The organism is Marinagarivorans sp., from assembly GCF_982758155.1.
In genome coordinates this window covers 46458-64791 of record NZ_CEXWTU010000004.1, presented here as the reverse complement: position 1 = coordinate 64791, position 18334 = coordinate 46458, and the positions used below count along the sequence as shown (strand labels likewise).

Annotated in this window: 11 protein-coding genes; 5 read left to right on the top strand and 6 right to left on the bottom strand. The window is 45.8% G+C overall.

Features of this window, described 5'->3' with window-relative positions; translation table 11 throughout:
• Positions 1-118: 118 nt before the first annotated feature.
• A complete protein-coding gene (locus AC3A8L_RS01215) occupies positions 119-2128 on the top strand; it encodes a flagellin (protein ID WP_487960389.1) in 2010 nt (669 codons plus the stop codon).
• Between the two features lie 238 nt (positions 2129-2366).
• The gene (locus tag AC3A8L_RS01210; RefSeq protein ID WP_487960386.1) at positions 2367-3878 is read left to right on the top strand and encodes a putative glycoside hydrolase; all 1512 of its coding nucleotides are present in this window, start codon (positions 2367-2369) and stop codon (positions 3876-3878) included.
• A gap of 43 nt (positions 3879-3921) precedes the next feature.
• On the opposite strand, the gene AC3A8L_RS01205 is transcribed toward AC3A8L_RS01210, so the two are convergent.
• Entirely contained in the window at positions 3922-6153 is a 2232-nt protein-coding gene (locus AC3A8L_RS01205) for a cellulase N-terminal Ig-like domain-containing protein (RefSeq protein ID WP_487960385.1), read from the bottom strand.
• A 505-nt stretch (positions 6154-6658) separates the two neighbouring features.
• On the opposite strand from AC3A8L_RS01205, the gene AC3A8L_RS01200 reads away from it, so the two are divergent.
• From AC3A8L_RS01200 to AC3A8L_RS01190, 3 genes are read left to right on the top strand one after another with little or no spacing between them, the layout of a single operon-like run.
• Complete coding sequence (locus AC3A8L_RS01200) at positions 6659-7717, top strand: TRAP transporter substrate-binding protein (protein WP_487960384.1); 1059 nt, start codon at positions 6659-6661, stop codon at positions 7715-7717.
• On the top strand, positions 7714-9624 hold the full coding sequence (locus AC3A8L_RS01195; protein ID WP_487960383.1) for a TRAP transporter large permease subunit: 1911 nt from the start codon (positions 7714-7716) through the stop codon (positions 9622-9624). The genes AC3A8L_RS01200 and AC3A8L_RS01195 overlap by 4 nt, the downstream gene beginning before the upstream one ends.
• Positions 9625-9629: 5 nt before the next feature.
• The gene (locus AC3A8L_RS01190; protein ID WP_487960382.1) at positions 9630-10352 is read left to right on the top strand and encodes an acyltransferase; all 723 of its coding nucleotides are present in this window, start codon (positions 9630-9632) and stop codon (positions 10350-10352) included.
• A gap of 97 nt (positions 10353-10449) precedes the next feature.
• Here AC3A8L_RS01190 and AC3A8L_RS01185 read toward each other — a convergent pair whose 3' ends face one another.
• The 5 genes from AC3A8L_RS01185 to AC3A8L_RS01165 all read right to left on the bottom strand — a co-directional run bounded on the left by AC3A8L_RS01185 (position 10450) and on the right by AC3A8L_RS01165 (position 17980).
• Complete coding sequence (locus AC3A8L_RS01185; RefSeq protein ID WP_487960381.1) at positions 10450-14037, bottom strand: TonB-dependent receptor plug domain-containing protein; 3588 nt, start codon at positions 14035-14037, stop codon at positions 10450-10452.
• A 361-nt stretch (positions 14038-14398) separates the two neighbouring features.
• Entirely contained in the window at positions 14399-15445 is a 1047-nt protein-coding gene (locus tag AC3A8L_RS01180) for a FecR family protein (protein WP_487960380.1), read from the bottom strand.
• The gene (locus AC3A8L_RS01175; protein ID WP_487960379.1) at positions 15442-16002 is read right to left on the bottom strand and encodes an RNA polymerase sigma factor; all 561 of its coding nucleotides are present in this window, start codon (positions 16000-16002) and stop codon (positions 15442-15444) included. The genes AC3A8L_RS01180 and AC3A8L_RS01175 overlap by 4 nt, the downstream gene beginning before the upstream one ends.
• 266 nt (positions 16003-16268) lie before the next feature.
• On the bottom strand, positions 16269-17342 hold the full coding sequence (locus AC3A8L_RS01170) for a hypothetical protein (protein WP_487960378.1): 1074 nt from the start codon (positions 17340-17342) through the stop codon (positions 16269-16271).
• Between the two features lie 170 nt (positions 17343-17512).
• Positions 17513-17980, bottom strand: coding sequence for a hypothetical protein (locus AC3A8L_RS01165; protein ID WP_487960377.1), 468 nt, complete (start codon positions 17978-17980; stop codon positions 17513-17515).
• Between the last annotated feature and the right edge of the window lie 354 nt (positions 17981-18334).

The window sequence follows — 18334 nt, the reverse complement described above, 5'->3', positions numbered from 1 at the left end:
AGACATTGCCAATCTCACGCTAAACGATTCAACCGGCAGCGCCGCCGGGCTGGGCGGTGCTAGCTTAGCGGGCAGCTCTGTAGAACAATCGGTCATTAACGGTTTAACCAGCTATTGGATGCGTGAAGCCGAAACGCTGATGACCACATTTTTTGACCTTAGCGCAGGCGCCAATACCGAAATCGACCTTATTTTCGCCGAAACCGATGGGAGCCTCACAGGAGATGTCACGGGTTTATCCCCCGCACAACAAGCCACACTCACCAGCGACGGCGTTGGTAACGGTATTGCCGCGGTATGGAACGATCCGGCCAATTTAAAACTGATTATTGATCTCGCCGATTTTGTCTCTGCCGAGGGCTCCGCGCCACTCTATAACGACCGCATCATTGCACACGAAATGGTGCATGCCGTTATGGCCGCTAGCGTACCCAATGCAGTGAATGGCGCCCTGCCAGGTTGGTTTAGTGAAGGCTTAGCTGAATTTTTACACGGTGCCGATGAACGCGTAGTCGGCGACATTAACGCTAACACCCCCGTCGCCAACCCAACATCCGTTGGCATTGCGGCCGTTGCCGCCGCCCTTAAAACAACTCCAGGTTCCCCATCTAGCAGCACAGGATATTCAGCCGGCTACACCGCCGTTAAAATGCTCGACGAAGCCATTTCAGCCAATACGGCATTTACGGGGATTGAAGACGTCATTGATCAGCTAGAGCTCAATCAATCGTTGGATACCGCCATAGCGGCGATGGGGATAAACTGGGGTGGAGGCAACGGTTTGGCGCAATTTGAAGTCTATTTCACCAACACCGCCGACGAATATTTGAGTGATGGCCTCAACGGCACCAATACCTATGCCGGCGTCAGCATCGGTGGCATTGCCAGCCAAATGAACCTCAACGATACCGACACCGGCTCTGTTGCAGGCTCCGATTACGGCAACGGTAGTAAAACCGCGGCCTCCATATTGCCCAATACTGCAAGCGGCGGATCGATTAACTTTACCCTCACTCTGCCCGACGGCTATTCAGCCTCCAGCACCGGTGCTAGCGCGCGCTTAGTCTTAGAATCAAATTCTGGCGACGACATTACCATCAGCCGAGGCCAAACAGGGCAACTCGCCGACCTCAGTAATTTGGGCCTGCAAAGCATGGGCAAGCCGGGGGTTATTGAAGGTGCCGGTATTACCGCACCAGAAACCGCTTGGGGAAGCGGCGACATAAGCATTAACAGCATCGAAATCGACCACAACAACACCGATAGCCTCAAAGGGAAAATCGACGCCATAAATGCCGCAAGCGCCCAAACCGGCGTAACAGCAGAAGCTTACGCCAACGCCACACTCATCATGGACGGGTTCGACTTCGATCACTGGTCAACCACCAACTATGGTGATTTCGGCATTAACGGCACCACCATAGTCGGAATTGGGGATGATACTAGCGCCCAAGAAATGGCCGATACGCTAAACAGCTTTAGCGACCAAACGGGTGTAAGCGCAAGTATTCTTGGGACAGATATTTTACTTGAGGCTAATCGCGGCATCACCTTTCATGATGTTCCCACTATCGGCCCAGATGCCGCCACCGCCTTTGGCCGCGCCGACCTCGGGAATGCCTTACTCCTAAATTCAAGCAGCGATGCTAGCAACGGCGCCTCGGCAGCCGTAGAAGACAGAAGCCACGTTAATGCAGGTATTGTATTACGTGCAGAAGGCGGTAACCGTATTGCACTGGATGTTGGTGATGCCGCATTCAGCACTACCGGCTGGAAAAACACCAACAGCAGCCAAAGTAACGGAATTAGTGGCGCTGCAATCAATCAGCTCGATGTCTCTACGCAAGGCTCGGCACAACGTGCAATTACCATCGTCGACAACGCCTTAGAAACCATTAACGACACGCGCTCACAGCTGGGCGCAGTCAGCAATCGTTTAGACTTCACCATTTCAAGCTTAACCAACATACTCGAAAACAGTAGCAGTGCCCGCGCTCGGATTTTAGATGCCGATTACGCAATGGAAACTGCACGTCTCAGCTCTGCTCAAATCATGCAGCAAGCCGCCTCGGCCATGCTCGCACAAGCCAACGCCCGACCTCAGCAAGTATTAAGTTTACTTCAATAGTCTACACATCAAACCATAAGTACTCGAAACTCCTAACAACCCTTTATCGGTTAAAAGCAAAATTGTTACAAAATATTTTTGTAACAATTATTATGGCGCCCCAAATGTGCACCAGAAGAACCTCGCCCTCTGCCTACATCAAAATAAAATGGAGGGGTTGCTCCGCTGAGGTGTTATTCAATCACAACACACAATTTCCTGCGTTAAACACGACCCGATACAAGAGAGCACTCTACTTATGTTTCAAAAAACAATGGCAACTTGGAAAAGCTCGTCATCTTCATCTAAACCGATGCGCAAATTCGCGCTCATCTTATTAACAGCAACCGCACTGATTGGCTGCGGTAGTAATAGCGATCGCATCTCAAGCGATACTCAAACTGGGAATAGCGTTGACTATCTCGCACCCGACATCTCAGCACTCAATAGTCAGTACGTTGAAATAAGCATCTTGAATGTGAATACCGGCACCTTCCAATGGCAACAAACCGCAGGCCAAAAAGCCACCATCATCGATGGCGAGAACAGCGCTTCACTGCGTATGTTAACGCCATCAAACGTGGTGAACGGCGAGCAATTAACTTTTCATGTTGAGCACAGCGAAGCCGGCACAGTCACTACTGGCGCTATCAACATCAAACTGAATGCCTGCGACGCAGGCCCAGACGATTTATTTATCGACTGTGTCGCCCCTACCTATGGCGCACTGCGTAGCTATGAAGCCGAAAGTGACCACCCCGACGGCGTTGTCGACGGTATTCATTTTAACGGTAACGGTTACCGCCACATTAATTGGGAAATGGTCGACACTGGAGACCCAGCACACAATACTGTGATTCAAGTTCATTTCGGCGCAAACGATCCACTCAACGAAATAAATACAAACGGCTGGTTTGGCATAGGTACACCAGACGACTTAGGGCCGCCATCGGTAAAGCGTATAGATTTATCCCACTACCAAGACGGTGCAATCAGTTTTGATGTTCGCCAAACCGATGCTGAAGACGGAATCATTAGTTTAGGTTTAGAGTGTGGCTGGCCGTGCACTAGCGAGCAAAAAATAATTACAACCACCTATGACTGGCAAACGGTTACCGTCGCTTTGGCAGACTTTGTTGAAAGTGGTGTTGACCTTAGCCAATTGGATGTCGCTTTTATGTTTCGCGAACCTTGGTGGGCACAAGATGCACATACCTACCAAATCGATAACATCCGAATGAGCCAATCCTATAGCCGTCCGGTCATCAACGAACCGCCACGCCCAGACTCAGCAGAAACAATTAATCTTTTACAGGCGAGTGAATCACTTGAAATTGGTAAAGGCATGGGGATTACACTGAGTAATATAGACTCGGGCATTCAAGCCGATTTCGCGAGCAATGGTGGTTACTCATGGCTTTACACTCAGTTTACTGATCCATCTAACAATTTTTCATCCTTTAAAAATTTATCTGATTATTTTCATGGTGAAGTAGTTTTAAATTACAGCGTTAACTCATGGGGCGAAGATACTACAGGGGGATTCATTGTTGACGCCGACTGTGGTCGAGCTTGCAATTTATTTCCAAGCATAGCATTACCGCGCATAGCCGCTGGCACAACAACAGAAGTAAGAATTCCCATCAAAGAAATGGTCGCAAGGGGGTTAGTGTTGGAAAATGTTAGTCGAATATTCCAATTAAAACTCTTTAACAGCCAACCTAACGGTATCTCCATAACTATCCACGATTTATATCTCGAGCTGCCCTAAAACGTAAAAAGGGGCGCAGGCCCCTTTTTTATCGATGTGTGAATTATAACTTCGCTCGGTAAACCCTCAAACCAAAAATCCCTAGCAACATCCATAAATAATTCAACGAGAAAAACCCCGCTTTCACCGGTTCCGCCGGCGTAGTCGTTTCCTGCGTTCGTACTTGAAGGCTTTCGCTTACCGCAACACCCGCCTCGTTCTGCGCTTCAACCCAGAAACGATATTCTGTATTCGGTATTAATACGTCCGTCATCCACTGAGTATTAGCCGCACTTAACATAACAGCGGGATTATTCGGCTTTACACCATCCGCTGAAAAGTAAACCGCATAGGTCGTAGCCCTATTATTCGCGCTACCACCCTCAAACCATTTAAGTGTAACGGTATTTTCACCGACCAGTGCCGCGGTTAAATTAACGGGTGCAGACGGTGCACTCACCACCGGCTCAGAAATGCTATTAATCGGTGAAGCCGAAAATAGCACAGGCGCAACCTCTGTTGTGAAATACGCTACTGGCACCAGCGAAGCATTGGCATCAATGGAAATTTCACGGGACGACCACCCGGTACCCGTCAGTGAAAACATTTTCAAACCCGGTTGTGAACCAAAAACAGGCATCGCACCATCACCCGCATTGGTCCAATTATTTGGCCCTAATACCAGTTTCCCAGGCCAGCTATCGCTAGGGTTTGCGCCATCATGGGTGCGTGTAACTGCATGCTCGAATTGGGCATACCCCGGGGTGGTGAACATCGCAACATTAATAGCATTCATGCCCGCCATATGATCCAACACGCTAACCGCACCTCTCGCATAGGTTGCGGCAGCATCCGCATTACTGCGTGCCGATTCCACTTCAGCCGCCGCCATTAATAGGCGAGCATCATTTAAAGCCATGCGATTCGAACCCCAGCGCACGTTATTATCGACAGTATCTTGATCACCCGTATTCCACTTCGTTGAATTCGGGTCCCAAGTCACGCCCGGATACCCTACCGACTGAAAGCCCAAAATAGAATCCGCTTTGGATAGCAAATCGTTTTTGAAGGCTTCCAGATTAATGCCATGTAACGTTTCATTGGCTAACAAGGAAAGTCCACCCTCCATAGCAACAGCGCCCCACCAATAAGACGACACTTCGTTAAAACGTCGATGATTCATTACCTGTGTTTTGTAAGTAGCAGCATCAGCAGAATTATTTAACTTTTCAGCCGCTAGATACACCTCCACCAATGCCGAGTATTGGTCGTCCTCAGTATTATCTTCGTGTGCAATACAATTATCATTATTCGATTTCGGATCACGAATTAAGCTCGTATTATCATTATCCGGGTAAAAACCTCCCTCACCGCCAAAAGCATCAGCTTGGTTGCACACAACAGGATTATTCATGGCTCCGTTTAATGCCGTCAACGCTTGTTGGTACGCAATATTTGCATCTTGAATACTGCCATAATCCACGTGCAAACGAGCCATTGCCGCAAGTGTACGCGCTGTAGCGTAAGTCGCTTTGGTTTCCGGTTCGGCAATACAAGTTCCGCTAATGTACGGCGCGCAAGCGGCCCAAGTGGCATTAACATTGGTGTGAAACTTAGGAATAGCCAAATGACCATTGTGATTTAACACATATCGAAATTGATCCGTTAAAACCAACAATTGCTCATAAACCGTTTTTGCCCCGGCCATATTTTCACTGTAATACGTATTAATAGCGGGATAAGTTTCCAATATATTGATTAATGCCCAAGACGCTTCTGCCGTATTGGTTGGATAAGCCCCGTTGTCGCCAGCATCTTTAACATAGGAAAAAGTTAAACTTAAACCCTCCTGCCAATTATTTTTAGCATTACTAAAAGTGGCGCTTGTTTCGTGATCTTGAAAGTAGTCAAAAAATTCGTATTTGATATTACCGTAAGGGTCTGGAGAAATATCAAACGGCGCCGACTGATCCGCACCCACAGTCAACCTTAAACCCACGCCCATCTCGGTACATTGTGAAAAATCGATACGGTAAAAGCTATCGTCCGAACTTTTATCGTTGGCGACAAAAGTATCTTCGCTACCGCTGCAGCTAGCCCCCGCTAAAGACCAAGAAATAGGTCCGCTGTTATCACCGGTTAAATACAATGCCGTTTTACTGGCTTGTGGTAAATAGCCTGCAAAGTTAAGCCTAAATTTATCGTTCATTTGGCTGCCATCATCAACAGCCAATACCACATTAGGGATAAAAAATGCAGCCGCGGCCGCCTGAGTAAACACCTGTTTCATATTCATGATTAAGCCTGTGATCTTTAAGATCTTATAATTTTTGTAAAGGCATCCATACCGTATACGCTATAAATAATAGCATCCCGATACTAGCACTTGCCCCTAAACTTATGCTGCGAACCATGCCCTAAAAAAGACACCAATAATTAACGCGTTCCACTTAAGCCATCAACCCCTTACGCCAGAACATCGCTGAATTAGGCTATTCAAACTAAAGAATCAAAGCAACGCCGAGCGTACTCTATAAATGCGTTAAAAAATGAGCATATTACAACGAACCAATGGGCAATCCGCAATCCATCAAGTTCAGGCGCCTTGCCAAGTCCAATAACTACACCGCGCCCTTGCGATGAGTTTTATCGTTACTTTAACGATAAATCACGACTAAGCCTCGATTGGCCTCTGTGAATGTGCGAAACTTCAACTTTGAACAAAATTCACCATAAAACGACTGAATTACTCCATTACGGCATCACAAACCATGCCTGTCTTCACTCGAACAGAGCCATCTATGCCGACAAAATCCCTCCCAAACCTTATTATTTTGACGGCAATTGTGGCCGTCGGAATAATGGCCTTGCTTAGGCCCACCACTAAAACGGCTTCACATATTGAATGGACATTCCAAACATCGGCCGCTGCGGGCGATGACTTTTTTGCCATCGAGCAACAGTGGGCTGACGATGTAAAACGACGCTCTAATGGTGAGATTGTTATTCACCTACTGCCAGCAGGTGCCGTAGTGCAATACAACGAAACCCTCGACGCCGTGGGTGCAGGCATTCTCGATGGTCATATTGGAGACCCTTCATATTTCTCGGGTAAAGACCCTGCTTTTGCGATGCTTGGCAATCTCGTGGGCGCCTGGAGCGCACCAGATCAGATGTTAGATTTTATCGATAACGGAGGAGGATATGAGCTGTACAACACCCTGATTAATCCCTATGGGCTGCAATTTATTGGCGCTTCTGCCACTGGCTTAGAATCTTTTTTAAGCAATAAACGTTTAACGGGCGTAGCCGATTTAAAAGGCTTAAAGCTTCGCGCCCCCGAAGGTATGGTACAAGAAATTTTCGCCGCTGCTGGCGCAAGCCCTGTTAACTTACCAGGGTCAGAAGTTTATACCGCCTTAGAAAAAGGCGTCATTGATGCCGCCGACTACACCGTCTTTGCCAGCAATCACAGCCAGGGCATGCACCGCTTTGCACGCTACCCCATCTACCCAGGGTTTCACTCGATGCCCATGGTCGAAATCTCGATGAACCGAGAAATATGGCTATCCTTATCCGACAAAAATAAAACATTATTAATACAATCGGTTAAGTTGTTAGCCATCAACATGGTGCAAGAACTTGAGGAGAAAGACCGCGTTGCCGTGGCACAAGCGCAGCAAGACCCTAACATTGAGGTTATTAACTGGTCACCCGAAGAACGCAAAGCCTTTCGCGATATAGCACAATCCCAATGGCAAAACTGGGCAGGCAGAAGCCCTATGGCCCAGCAGGTGTTCACCACAGTTACCGCTTATTTACGTGCGAACGGTTTACTGACTGGTGAGGCGCAACAATGAAAGATTCGCTCATAAAAAATAATTATTTAGGCTATTTCACCGGCTTTAGCGGGGCCTTATTTTTTCTGGCGTTTGCTGCCAGCGTTTGGGAAATTATTGCGCGCCATGTTTTTCACCAACCCACCCTTTGGGTGCACGAGAGTGTTATTGCCTTGGTAGCCAGCGGTTATTTGTTAGGTGGCATTCAAGTTTTCATTCGCCAACAACATATTTCAATTCAACTACCTATAACACAAGAACCCAAAGCACTCGCTAAATTGCAGCTCTTCGCCAGTGTTGTTACCGCCCTATTTTTAGCCGCGATGATTATCGCAAGCTTGCCCGCTGCCATAAATAGCTGGGTAACGCCCAGTGGCTTTTGGCGTATTGAAGGCACTGGCAGCGCATGGAACCCTGCAACACCCGCCATTATTAAAACCCTACTTTGCATTACCTTTGCCATACTCTTTACCGTGGCAATGCGCCAGTGCTGGCAACGGCTACGGATTTACTTAACTCACAGTTCACTGTTAACCGGAACAACCAAAAACGAAGCGATTCTACCGGCACTACTTATAGCCATTACACTCCTCGTAGCGGGCGCTGTGTTTTTTTGGGGCGAGCAACTCGGTTTAGGCTTAGGTTCTTTTTTGTTCGTCTCATTGATTATGCTGTTTGCATTGTGCGGTGTTCCGTTAGCCTTTGCCACCGGCGCAACGGCGCTACTGGTTACACTGGGCTGGTATGATTGGCACGCTGCACCACTACTTACCAGCCGTGTATTCAGCTTTATAAATGAATATATTTTAGTCGCAGTGCCGATGTTTGTTTTTATGGCGTCGCTATTAGACCGCACAGGCTTAGCAGCAGAGCTGTACAACGCCATGCGCGCAAGCACGCCTAAATTAGCCGGTGGTTTAGCACTGCAAACATTACTCGCCGGTTTATGCTTAGCCGCAGTGTCAGGCATTATCGGGGGTGAAATTGTTCTGCTCGGGTTAATCGCCCTGCCGCAAATGTTACGCATGGGTTACAGCCAAAGTATTGCGATAGGCACCGTTTGCGCAGGCGGCTCACTGGGCACCATGATACCGCCCAGCATTGTATTAATTGTGTATGGCCTAACCAGCCATACGCCCATTAACGACCTATTTATTGCAGCTATTATTCCCGGTATGCTGTTGGCCGGAGCTTACCTTGTTTATATTTATTGCCAATGCCGCTTCAACCCCAAACACCGCCCAAAAACGCCAGCTCACGAAAAATTTTCGATGTCTACAGCCGATAAATTAAAAGGGTTTATCGGACCTTTGTTGGTGATGGGATTAGTTTTAGGCAGTATTTATAAGGGCATAGCCTCCATAACAGAAGCAGCCTGTTTAGGTGTTGCTGCAGTAATGCTTGTTGCCCTAATGCGCCGCCGCTTAAAGTGGGCAGATATTCAAAGTGCGCTAAAGCAAACCCTTGAGGCTTGCGGCATGATCATTTGGGTCGGTATCGGCGCAAGTTTACTGGTGGGTATTTATAACTTAATCGGCGGCAGCTTATTTATTCAGGATTTAATTTTAGGCATAGATGCCCCTCCCATTGTTATCATTATCACAATGATGGCCGTCTTATTAGTGCTAGGGTTATTTATGGACTGGATCGGCATTGCCTTATTATGCATGCCTATCTTTGTCCCTATCGTGGTGACGCTAGGCTACAACCCCGTCTGGTTTGGTGTTTTATTTGCAGTGAACATGCAGATGTCTTACCTTACGCCGCCCTTTGGTCCCGCCGCCTTTTACTTAAAGAGTGTCGCGCCCGACTCAATTTCCTTAGGCACAATTTACCGATCAGTGTGGCCCTTTGTGATCATTCAATTAATCGTTTTAACCTTATTGATCGCATTCCCCAATTTGGTTTGGCTACCCAACAAAGGTTAATCATCATGCGCAAAGACCATCGCCCCTTTTGGCTCAAAAAATTACTTGCACGCGTGAATCGCTGGTATAGCCATTACCATGTTCGCCCTCACTTTGACCAACTCGGTAAAGGCGCGCGTTTTTTAGCCCCACGAACACTGCAAGTAAACGGCCCGTTTATTAAAGCCGGTCGTTTCTTACACCTGATTAGTTCGGCCAACAAACCCGTTAAACTCACCACCTGGGGCGACAAATCCCACCAGGGTAAAATTACTATGGGTGACTACTGCTTAATTGCCCCCGGCGTAGAAATTACATCGATGGTTCAAATCGATATCGGTGATAATTGTATGCTGGCCACTGAAGTTTTAATTCACGATTCAGACTGGCACGGCCTTTATAATCGTTTACGCCCGTTTCGCTGTAACGCCGCCGTAACACTGGGCGATAACGTATGGATTGGAGCCCGCGCAATAATTACAAAAGGTGTTAGCATTGGGGAAAATAGCGTAATTGGTGCTGGCTCAGTCGTCACTAAAGACATCCCTGCCAACTGCGTCGCCGCAGGCAACCCTGCCAAAGTCGTCAAACAACTCAATCCCAAACGCCGCATGTTAACGCGCGCATTTCTCTTCAAAAATGGCGACCAGTATTGGCAGCAGCAAAGCGAGATTGATGCCTACTTCACGTTGGATAATTCTACAGCGCATTGGTTACGAAGTTTGATTAAACCAACGATGAAGGACTAAAAGGCGAAGTTAGGAACCAATCAAAAATTTATCCCTTAGCTAAAAGGGCCTGCAAGGAAGTCGATTATTTAAATAACCACAATATGGATGGAAATTTTCAGAAAGATGCATATTTTATATTTAGCATTAACCGTGGCTCGGATAGACTGTAAGCAAGAGGGTTATTATCAAATTCCAAATAACGTGTTTGTGATTCCCCCGTGATATTACTCAAATCAAGCGATACCGACACCGAAGAGCTCAGCTTCCTTTTTATACGAGCATCCCATCGGCCGAAGCTATTTTGGTGATTTGCAAAATCATAGGTTTCCCGCGAGGAGCCCGACTCTTGAGGTGAGTACCGTATAGATCGCAAAGTATTCTGTGGCGAGAGATACGCTGAAACCCAAGAATACGCCAAGCGCACACTCCAATCCGAATTTTCATAAATCCCGACAAAGTTGAGTACTTCATCTGATATACCGGGCAAAGGAAGATCCTTTTCGCTGAAGCTTGAAAGCTTTGTTTTAGAGTCAGATAGCGTAAAATTAGAATGGATACCGAAGCCAGTGGACCACATTTTTTGTAACGCTAGTTCCAAACCGACCACCCGACCACCCTGCTGATTTTCCGGTTCAGTAATATTTGCCCCCGCATTACCAAAACCTTCGCCCATAAGCACTTTTTCTCTTGAATAGATTAGAGATTTAATATCTTTATAAAAAGCTCCTGCAATAAAATAATTCGCTGGATCACCATAAAATTCGTACCCCACATCAGCCTGAGTAATAAGATACGGCATAAGCTCAGAGTTCCCCTGTGCTCCATTCGAAACAGAGGAGTTAAGGCCACCCCAATCCTCAGGTGAAATACTCAATTGTACTGCCGGACTATTCTCCCAGGAATTTACAGTCAAGCCACGACCTAAATCCTGCAAACGAGGTCGAGACATGACTTTAGCTGCACTTAGACGCACCCGACTTTTACCGTCAAGATCCCAAATCACATTAACTGCCGGAAGATGATTCCAATAATCCCTACGCTTTACCTCCTTATGCCAAGAAAGTAAAACGCCATTAGAGCCGAATTCTTCACTGGTAATACGCCAGCTCTTAGTCGTTGAATCCACAACATTTTTTTCAATAGAAAGCTGCGTTCTGACAGAGCGCACACCAAGATTTATTTCGAGGGGGTAGTCAGCCAAACTAAAATCACCTTCAATGTAAAATGCTTTAGTTTTTTGATTTACTATCCACGAATCGAGCGGCGCCAAAAAATGTGTTGTCGGGGCCCCTGGTGTAACGGCGTCTATCCAGGCTGGTATATTAGATGACACACGATTAAGGTCCGGCAATGTAATGTTCTGTAAATATCCTCCAGAAGGGAAAAAATTTGACTCCTTGCGAGTACGCCCTTCTTGCTCCGTATAAGTATGCTTTGCGGTAAAAGATGGGGAATTCATAGTGCCGACTCGAGCAAGATCTTCACCGTATAAAACTTCTGCCAATGATAAGCCGCTCGATGTACTTAGATTAACAGCGGCAAGCCACCCAAGGTAGGCTGTGTTGTAGCCGTACGGTCCAATCGGATGGTTATCATCTAAACCGTCGCCATCAATATCACAGATATTACCCGCCAATAGCCCCCCGTTATTACATAAATCCAAGTAATTTGCTTCCCGAACGGCACCGTTATAATTACTCAAATCTGGCGCTGCCAGACGATTAAAATCTGACAGAGTTACAATTCCCCCATTCATATCATAAAGGTTCGGCGAAGCGGCACCTACCGTTTGGCTGTAGTCGGTCAAATAGCGAATTTTGTCATATTGAGCATCATCTTCCTCAAGCCGTAGACCAAATTTAATAGAGTGAGTCCAAGCATACCCTTGCGGCACATATTTCATATCATAACGAAAAGAATAAAGTCTTTCTGACGACTCGGCACCATGTGCAAAATTATTGTTAAAATCCAAATAACGTGGATCTTGAAGCCATTCAGAATTCACATAACTTAATGAGGGCCGCCTCCCCGACTGATAATGAAAATCACGTGAAGTTGCATCATCTTCTGTATTCTCTCTATTCCATAACCACCCTGTAGGGCTTGTCATTTCAAAGCCAAATGGTGTACCGGTACTATCGCCAATCCACTTCGATACAAAATAGGGCGAAAAAATTGATGTTATACCACCAACACTCTGGTGAAGTGACGAATCAAGTACCTGCATTTTTGCATCGATATGCCACTGATCACCCAAGGCCGCATCTAAGCGTAAAGTAATGTTGTTCGCTGAGACTTCGTTATTCTCTGCACTCGAGTCGATAGTTGCGTCAGTAGGGGTAAACCTCCCGCTCGCAAGAACACCTAGCGGACCACTGTAATCAATTATGGGCTGATCATCCTCAGACACCGTAAAGTGATGATTAATTTTGTCCTGATGGACGACGTAATTAGAGTGCAATCCAACCCAATCAAGATTAACCGTCGCTCTCTCGCTGAACTTATAACCTAAGTTCAGCACAACCCCCAACTTATTTACCTCTTGCTGAGCACTAGCAACTTCAGCATGCGTTGGCAAAAGAAATTGCTGCCCAGCCACATTCGAATCTTTAATACTAGCGTGCCCGCCAGGTGAAAATAAAGCGATGTGGTCCGTATTTGATACGCGACTGTCATAAGCAACAGAGAATATGCCTGCGACTTTATCATTCCAATTATTTCCCAGCATAAAAAAAACAGACGGACTCGTCTTACTAGAATACTTCCCGTAATCGCCCCCCAACTCGGATACAACAAGAAAATCATCAAGATCAAGACCACTTCGACTCACAAGATTAATTGTTCCGCCAACGGCGCCTTCTATACCAGAAGCCACCGGCGTTTTATGTACTTCAACCCGGGTGAGTATATCGATAGGTATACTTTCAAATGAACCTTCATAATTCCCCCCTCCCGACTGAAACAACTCCAAGCCCGTTAGGAAACTTTGCCCATTGAATAATATTTTATTTTGATTGAAACCACGAACACGAACAATACTACCTTCGCCACCTCGACGCTCCAATTGCAAGCCAGGCAATCGCTGTAAAGCCTCTGCGACATTATTATCTGGCAACTTACCAATATCTTCCTCAGAGACCACTTCAACAATATTGGCTGCCTCTTGCTTAAGTTGTGTCGAGACAACAAAAGCGTTACGGATACCCTCCACCAACAACTCTTCATATAAAACCTCAGGCGACGAGTAATACTCGGGTAAAACGGTGTCTAGACTCGCCAACTGATAGGCTTCCGCCTTTGATAACTTAAGTCGACCTTCAGCTGTAACGCGCGCTTCCAACCCAGAGCCATCCAATGCAATTTTAAACGCTTCATCGACACTATAACGACCAACAATAGGCCTGGACTGCAGCCCCTCAAGTATTTGCATCGGTAAAAATAGGGTTAACCCAGAGACACTGGCAATTTGAATTAGCGTAACGTGCAGCGCATCCTGCCGAACCTCAAAATCAAAATACTGATCACCGAATTTTTGACTGACACTATTTAAGCTTGAAGCAACACCGTCTTGAGGCAGGCTTGCTGCCAGCCCCACTGGTGTACCGAAAGCGTCAGCAGCCGAAGAGAAAGGGGAGTAGCATAGAGCGGTGACAATAAATATTTTGACAGCAGCCCATCTAAGAATAAGACGGCGCCAGCACATTCGGCCATCCATTCGACCTAGAATAACATTCAGACAGGAAACGAGTTTTTTACAGATAGCACTTATATAAAAAACAGATAATTGACACGAAACCATAAATCTCTATAAATATCAAATGAATCGTCAATGACGTTTATTAGAGCTGGGAGGTTCAATGAAACCAAGAGAAACACCAAGGGTCACTTTGTGAATTTTAATTCAAGGAGGTATCTATCCACCGCGCCAACTCAATCGGCAGCGATCCTATACAACTAAAAACATAATTGAAAGTAAAAACAGTAGCGATCAGCCGATATTGATCACTAGTTCTTAATTACAATTTTATAATACGCTACTCACATCGCCCACCCGATTATAAAACTTAATTTTTTTCTAGGCGTATATTCGTTCGGCTTAGAAAGATATTACGAACACCCAAATTTTCGTCGATAGATGCCAAAAAACCGTCGACATCACCTGCTTGAAACACCCCGACAACCCTCACATTTTTAAGTTTATCATTCGAAACCTCAAACCGCACAGGCGTATACCGCTCAATTTCAACCAAAACATCTTGTAGGGTTTCACCCGTAAAAACCAAATTCCCTTGCATCCACGAGAGTGTTCGGTTTACATCAGAAATACTCAGCGATTGCCTATCGTGACGATCCCCGTCAATAACCGCAACATCCCCACGACGCAAGGAAAGGTCATCGATATTTTCATACTCACTATTCAGTCGAATGGCTTCATCAAAGTCAATGTCTTGCCCGCTAACAATGACTACGCCATCTGAAACCGTAACCTCCAGCGTATCCGAGGTTCGCAAACGCACATTAAAAGCTGTACCAACTGCTCGCACCCAATTGTCACCCGCAAAAACAAAAAGGGGGCGACCTTCATCATGAGCCACTTCAATATGCAACTCACCCTTCAGTAATTTTATTTTCCTTATTGATGGCTCGAATGAAATTGAAACGTCAGAATCGGTATTAACAGTTAAAACGGAACCATCCGGTAGTGGCGCAGACAAGTGTTCGCCAACACCAGTACTAAATTCGGCAGCATAGTGCCCCGCCTCGCCGTTTGAATATTCGTGACCTAGCCCATCACGAAACAAACCAAAAAAACAAGTCAACATCATTAATAGAGCTGAAGCCGCTACCGGTAAAATCAAGAATTTTGAAACGCGAATCTCGTTAACATTTCTTTTAATCAGTGGTTTATTTTTTGCTAACTTACTTAGTACGTCAGACTCATCCCAGTAACTCGCCACGCCATAGAAAATCGTATTATGTGTTGGCGTTGTATTTAACCAAACCAAGAAACCCTGCTCTTCCTCTGAATTCAGGCCGCGATCCAGACGCGCAACCCATGCGCAGGCTTCGTCTTCAATACTAGAATACGACAATAATTCTTCGTTATTCATTTACCACCGCCTAACGTAGAAATTTTATTACTAACCACAACATTTTCTTCACAATCTATCGCTTTCATATAATCGCGAGACCGCTTCAGCCCAGTAGCAACGTGCTTTTCGACAGCGCTTTCGCTAATATTTAGACGTTTGGCGATTTCTTTCTGGCTGTAACCATAGACTTTTTTAAGTACAAAAACTTTCCGACATTGCTCCGGCAGCTCTTTTACAGCGCCGCAAAAGTGAGCAAAGCGCTCGCGTGAAACGCATTCGGCCAGGGTTACATCATTACTTATGAGCGTTGTACTCAATAAATCAGCCGTCTCATCGTCAATTGAATCACACAAACGATTATCCGCACGCTTAACATGATCAAGCGCCAGATTACGAGCAATTGTCACCAAGAACGAACGTGGCTGATAAACCTCATAATCGGTTTGGCACGCACGAATATAGGTATCCTGAACAACATCCTCAACATCCTTATGCGGTACAACCCTAGACACCAGCCTCATTAAGAGGCGACGACAGCCGACAAACTCCCGGCTTAGAACCTCAGTACTCGACATCTATTATTTCCCATACAACAAACGTAATTCGCACAAACAGTGAATCCGTACCGAAGAAGCTCAACGGCAACGTGGTAAAGTATTTAGCCAATACACTACTACCCACTCTTTGAGGCGCCCTAGAACTCAATTACCCACTAACACATAAAGACGATTGAGCAAAAAATTTCCTCAGTACGATCAAAAAAATCCCCACCCTTTCAACACAAACATGTAAATAAGGACGCGGCAATACTTGATCATTGTAGCGGTAACACTAGATCTGTTCACTCTAAGACAGGGTGCTTTTTATTAAAGGCCACATAGGCGTCGTGCTGCTCAGGAGCAAGTGAAAAGCGCTTCAATGTGGCAGCCAGAACCTGTCGCAACTCCACATCCAAACTAGCATCAGCCATACGAGCCACGAGCACATCCCGTAAAACTACTGAAGATACTGGACTCTCATATAAAGCAAAAGCAGCATCGATAGCATTTGGACCGTCTAAATTTGCTAGCACTGGCTCCAACCCCTCCATCGTCTTAGCCATGCGACCAAAAGCTCGAAGGCTTTCTGCGCGAACCCCCTCATCTTCGTGCACCAGCATTTGACTCATAACCTCCAAAGTCTCACCCTGATCCTGAAGACTCATTGGGGCTTCCGTAAAGCCAGTTAACGCAGCAATAACGACCTCAGCATCCTCAGCGTGCATAAGGATTGCGTTACGTCCGACATAAGTAGACCCAGAATCTACACCATTTTGCTGCTGTAATATCTCCAACCCCATCAGCAACTCGTTTCGATCCAAAGACTGAGCCAATGCTATGGCCATATCCTCGACATGAGGACTTGATACGCGCTGCAACACAGCTTTTAATGATTGCCCCATATCACCAGCGGGGTCAGCCAAAAACAAATCAATCACCTCTGCTTGTAATGCCCCGTTATTTTCTAACTCGCCCACTAAACGCTCTTTTAATTCATATATCGCATTACTTGTTATAAAATTAAGCTCATCACCCTGCAATAAAGCAGTCAGCTCTTCAAGCGCCGTTAAGGTTAAGGGTGCCGGCAAACTTTGTGCTGAAAGCGTTGAGGCATTCAACACAGACAATGGTATTGATGCGCGCCCAGCCCCAACCTTCGCAAGATCTTCAGAATAGTCCGCTACAGCCCCCCCAGAGATCGGTGACCCAGCAACGGGCGCATCCAACTGTGAAGCACAGGCGCTCTCAGCGGGATTTAAAGCGTTTGTCGACGCCACACTCACTGACGGAGAGTCGACATCATTGGCATACTTTAGCCATAAACATGCATTGACCACTACAGCCAATAAAATAGAAAAAATCCAAGTAGGTTTCATAAGTCTCAATCATTGTTTAGATTTAAACGCCGTCCAGCTGGCCACTTAGCGCAACCACTTGTAAACTAAAATGCGATTACACATAAATAATCGCAAGCTAGTTCATCGTCAATGATCAGCATTCCATTTTCATAATATTCTCTAATTTTTTCTACACATGGATCATACTTTTAATTGAAGCCTTTAACATCACACACAACATTGCATGATGGCGCCACTCGCTTCGAAAACTGCCAACTTTTGGGTCGCTTATCAAAACCATATTCAACTCTAAACGTGGCCCCGCCAGTTTTACAAAGACTAACTTCTTGAGCCGGAGAAAAAGAAAACCTATCATAAATAGCGCTATTTAAAGCATATTTATCGATAGCCTCTTTACATTTCTTTTCACGATCAACAAATATATTACCCGATTGCTTCCAACCAGGCAGAGTAAATGACTGACTAGAACCCGTTAAAAAAATAGTAGCATGGCAAGTCCAGTCCCGCGCTGAAGCAAATTGACTAGCGACCAATAACGAACCTGCAAGAGCTATCTTCGGTAACATTTTCATAAAAACACCTAATGGATAAATTAATTTTAATTTTGTATTTTTTTGACAAACAAATACGACTTCCCAATAAAAGCCATCATTCATTGCGTGTCGACTATTAAAGACGCCTGACAAGAAAAAATCCTCAGCAAGCGAAAATTTTAGCTTTAGATAATGAGTTAAATATTAAGAAAAAAGTTACAACGAGAATAATGGTGGCAGGGGTATAGAAAAGAAAACGAGGGAAGTCAAAAGCACAATTTACAATACAAAGACGATCCTCACCCACTTAGCTAAGTTCAAGTCAGAGTAATTATCAGTGGCGCAACAAAACCCGATTGAGTCTTGAACATTCCCTTTCCACAGCGACTAAATCAACAGTTAATTCGAACCGATACTCGCTAGCCCTACAACACTCACGGGATTAATTATTTCACCAGAATTGGCTAGCGATACACC

What these genes read in the sequence shown, in the direction of transcription:
- AC3A8L_RS01185 (WP_487960381.1), bottom strand. Translation starts at nt 14,037, where the DNA reads ATGTGCTGGCGCCGTCTTATTCTTAGATGGGCTGCTGTCAAAATATTT.
- AC3A8L_RS01200 (WP_487960384.1), top strand. Translation starts at nt 6,659, where the DNA reads ATGCCGACAAAATCCCTCCCAAACCTTATTATTTTGACGGCAATTGTG.
- AC3A8L_RS01210 (WP_487960386.1), top strand. Translation starts at nt 2,367, where the DNA reads ATGTTTCAAAAAACAATGGCAACTTGGAAAAGCTCGTCATCTTCATCT.
- AC3A8L_RS01180 (WP_487960380.1), bottom strand. Translation starts at nt 15,445, where the DNA reads ATGAATAACGAAGAATTATTGTCGTATTCTAGTATTGAAGACGAAGCC.
- AC3A8L_RS01205 (WP_487960385.1), bottom strand. Translation starts at nt 6,153, where the DNA reads ATGAATATGAAACAGGTGTTTACTCAGGCGGCCGCGGCTGCATTTTTT.
- AC3A8L_RS01190 (WP_487960382.1), top strand. Translation starts at nt 9,630, where the DNA reads ATGCGCAAAGACCATCGCCCCTTTTGGCTCAAAAAATTACTTGCACGC.
- AC3A8L_RS01195 (WP_487960383.1), top strand. Translation starts at nt 7,714, where the DNA reads ATGAAAGATTCGCTCATAAAAAATAATTATTTAGGCTATTTCACCGGC.
- AC3A8L_RS01165 (WP_487960377.1), bottom strand. Translation starts at nt 17,980, where the DNA reads ATGAATGATGGCTTTTATTGGGAAGTCGTATTTGTTTGTCAAAAAAAT.
- AC3A8L_RS01175 (WP_487960379.1), bottom strand. Translation starts at nt 16,002, where the DNA reads ATGTCGAGTACTGAGGTTCTAAGCCGGGAGTTTGTCGGCTGTCGTCGC.
- AC3A8L_RS01215 (WP_487960389.1), top strand. Translation starts at nt 119, where the DNA reads ATGCGTGAAGCCGAAACGCTGATGACCACATTTTTTGACCTTAGCGCA.
- AC3A8L_RS01170 (WP_487960378.1), bottom strand. Translation starts at nt 17,342, where the DNA reads ATGAAACCTACTTGGATTTTTTCTATTTTATTGGCTGTAGTGGTCAAT.